1 protein-coding gene is annotated in these 635 nt (G+C 37.6%); it reads right to left on the bottom strand.

Annotated elements, in window-relative coordinates; translation table 11 throughout:
* Positions 1–584: YutD family protein (locus ACRCJ0_RS18215; protein WP_431391543.1), on the bottom strand; the 584-nt coding region annotated here is incomplete at its 3' end.
* Positions 585–635: the final 51 nt, after the last annotated feature.

The following is a 635-nucleotide window of genomic DNA, read 5'->3' as shown; positions in this document are numbered from 1 at the left end:
ATACTTTCATGCTTCTTGTTTGACCGTCGCTGTTTATGTTTCTCTTTATTTTGGTTTGGCCCAGACGATTTATGTCGGTTGTCTGCTTTGTTCCCTTGGTAAGATTTCCGACTCGTTGACCTTTGTGATTGGTTTTTATTTTGTTTACTTCTTGAAGATTCTTGATTTTGGTGTTTTTGTTGAGTCCAAAAGGCTTCATTTCGTTTTTGAATTTCTTCTCCAGTACGTTCATGCAATAGCACAAAATAAGCGGCCCCAAAACTCCCATATTCTAGTAAGTAATCAGGTAAATGTTTAATTTTTTGCTCTAATGAGCCAATTTTTGCATCATCAGCAAAGAAGCCTTTCAACCGTAATTGTTCATAAGACCAGTCTCCCACGACAAAGTCATAAATATCTAAAATATCCATATACCGGTCAGCCAACGCTTCAATATCTAAAGCATCCCGGTAATTATCTACAAGCACAAATGATTGCCCGTTAATTTCTAAGGTCTCTTGACTCGTACGTTTAATTTGCGCAACGGGGTAATTTAAACTCGCCCGTTGCTCTCTTAATTCTTCTTGTTTCTTACGACTTAACATGTCATACCTCCTTACGCCTTATGCGCCTATGAATGCATATAGCTATTCATT

The sequence above is a fragment of the Aerococcus sp. L_32 genome, assembly GCF_050689315.1.
The sequence above is the reverse complement of the archived record's forward strand: the minus strand, read 5'-3'. Positions and strand labels throughout refer to the sequence as shown.